Origin of the sequence: Paracoccus sp. (in: a-proteobacteria), assembly GCF_039808215.1 — a bacterium.
In the GTDB taxonomy this organism is placed as follows: Bacteria; Pseudomonadota; Alphaproteobacteria; order Rhodobacterales; family Rhodobacteraceae; genus Paracoccus.
The window spans coordinates 1-2,632 of sequence record NZ_JBDHSP010000163.1 but is presented as its reverse complement, the minus strand read 5'-3'; the positions used below and the strand labels follow the sequence as shown (position 1 = coordinate 2,632).

General features: G+C 62.0%; 2 protein-coding genes. Both read left to right on the top strand.

The window, feature by feature from the left end; translation table 11 throughout:
* Positions 1-370: ABC transporter permease (locus WMK75_RS19015; protein ID WP_347269139.1), on the top strand; the 370-nt coding region annotated here is incomplete at its 5' end.
* Positions 371-384: 14 nt separating this feature from the next.
* On the top strand, positions 385-2,466 hold the full coding sequence (locus tag WMK75_RS19010) for an Ig-like domain-containing protein (RefSeq protein ID WP_347269138.1): 2,082 nt from the start codon (positions 385-387) through the stop codon (positions 2,464-2,466).
* Positions 2,467-2,632 lie beyond the last annotated feature (166 nt).

Sequence of the window (2,632 nt, the reverse complement as noted above, 5' to 3'; positions counted from 1 at the left end):
GATGATCCACGCGCTGCTGCCCATCTACATGCTCCTCACCGGGCTGCTCGGCATTGGTCTCGGCTGGATCATCTCGAGCCTCCAGGTATATCTGAGAGACACCTCGCAGGCGGTGATGGTCGTGCTGACGCTGTGGTTCTGGATGACGCCGATTTTCATCACGGAGGCTTCGGTTCCGCCGGAGTTGCGGTTCCTGGTGCACTATAATCCGATGTCCTATCTGGTGCGCGCTTATCGTTCGAGCCTGCTCTCCTACCGGCCTCCGAACATCGAGGAGTTGGGTCTGCTGAGTCTCTATGCGATGACGATTTTTGTTCTCGGAGGTCTGTTCTTCCGTCACCTCAAGCGCGGATTTGCCGATGTCTTGTAGGTAAGGTGTACCTCATGCGTTTTACACGGACAATTTTCGCCCTCCTGTCTCTTGTCCTGGCCGCACCGGCGGCCGGCGCGGGAGTAAAGGTGCTTTTTGACCCTTCGAATCCCGAAATTGGGCCGTTCCCCACGGATTTCCTGACGGCGCCGGCGACAAACACGAAGACCGCGCGGATGGTGCGCATGCCGGCTCCGGATGATTGCGCGGCGAAACCGAACGCCTGCCAGGAAGCGTGGCTGCTCCAGAGCTTCGACGGGTTCAATCCACGCGCCCGGATCCGCGTGCGGTTCTCGGGAGCGGTGAAGCCGGAGACCCTGCAGGAAGGAATCTACCTGGTGGCCCGCGAGAATCTGACGGATGAGGAGCCGGGCGTTCATCAGACCGGCGACAAAGTGCCGTTGACGCAGGTGGTGTGGGACCCGGCATCGAACACGGCGTATGGGAAGCCGGATTCGGTAATGGACCAGCACCGGCGGTACATGATTGTGGTCACCGATGCCGTCAAGGATGAGGGCGGCGATCCCGTGGAAGCGGACGACTCCTTTACAACGTGCACTGTGTCCGAGGACTACTGCGCGGCGCTGGCGGATGCGGTGAAGTCGGCGGGCGATGGGGTGAACGTGGCGGGAGCGAGCCTGTTCACCACCATGAGCGCGACGGCATGGCTCGAAAAAGCTCGCGATCAACTCTCGAATGTGGCCCCCGCCCCCACGCTGCTGGACGGCAATGGCGTGTTCGCGGTCGAGGATCTGCAGAACGTGGTGTGGCATCAGCAGACGGGGGTGAATCCGGACACGTACACGGATGTCCCGCTGCCGGTGGAACTGCTGCAGAACGCGGTGCGGGCGGTGGCGCTCGGCAGCTATACATCGCCCGACTTTCGAGACGCGGACCGGACGATTGCGGCGGTTCCGTCGGCCGAGGATCTCGCACTGCCGGACGCGACCGTTCAAGTGCCCTTCGCCGCCTATCTGCCGCGGTTGAAGCGGCCTGACAAGGGATACCCCGTCATCATTTACGGGCATGGGATGGGGGATAGCCGTATCGGCGCTCCGGCGCTGATGTCGTATGCGAGCGGAGAAAGCGGCATCGCGGTGATTGCAATTTCCGCCGTGGGGCATGGATACGGACCGCAAAGCGTGCTCCGGGCGCGCGACAGGTCCGGATCGAGTTATGAGATTTCCCTTCCCGGGCGCGGAGCGGACATAGACGGGGACGGGCGCATTGAAAGCGCGGAGGGGTGCGCGGCGGCCGCCTCTTCTCCATTAGGCCTGCGCGATTGCCTGCGGCAGACCGCCGTGGACATTCTGCAACTTATTCAGGCGATCCGGCTGGGCCTCGATGTGGATGGGGATGGCCTCGCCGACTTTGATCCGGACAGGATCTACTATGTAGGGCAGTCGCTCGGCGCCTTGTATGGGTCGATGGTATTGGCGGTGGATCCGGGGATCACGCTGGCGGCTCTCAATTCCGGCGGGGGTTCGCTGGTGGACATCGCGCGGTGGAGTCCCGCTTTTCTCCCGGCCACTACCCTGAACCTGAGTTTGCGGTTGCCTTCGCTTCTGAACGCGGACATGGGATTCAACGAAAGTTACGTCTTGCGGAACCAGCCCGTGGATGTGGTGACGGCGCCGGGAGCGATCGACATCCAAAATGCTTTCGAGACACTCGAGTGGCTACAGGCGGAAGGCGACCCCGTTTCCTATGTCTCCCACTTCAGGCGCACCCTTCTCGAGGGCGGCAAGGAGAAGACCGTGCTGTTTCAATTCGCCAAGGGTGACGCGACCGTTCCAAACCCGATGGAATCGGCGCTGGCGCGGTTTGCGGGGATGAAAGACACCACGTGGATCTACCGCCATGATCTCGCGCGGGCGAAATCCCCGCGGCTTGCCGCGAACCCGCACACGTATCTGACCAATCTCACGCCCAATGCGCTGCTCATCACGAACGCGGCGCTTGGCCAGATCACGCAGTTTTTCCTGACGGGGAATATTCCCGATCCGAACGGGAACCTGCTTCCCCTGCTGTTTGGAACCAACCTCTTCGAGCAGCCATCCGAGCTGCCGGAGGATCTTCAATTTCTGGAGCCCTGACGCCATGACCTGGACACGCCGCGGATTTCTTTCCGCCGCCACCCTCGCGCCGCTGGCGGCGCAAGATCAGAATGAGCCGGAAGTGGCATCATCGAGACCGAACATCCTGCTGTCTTTCCGGTCGCACTGCCGGACTTCGTGATGCGGGCCTACAGCAACGAACACG

What these genes read in the sequence shown, in the direction of transcription:
- WMK75_RS19010 (WP_347269138.1), top strand. Translation starts at nt 385, where the DNA reads ATGCGTTTTACACGGACAATTTTCGCCCTCCTGTCTCTTGTCCTGGCC.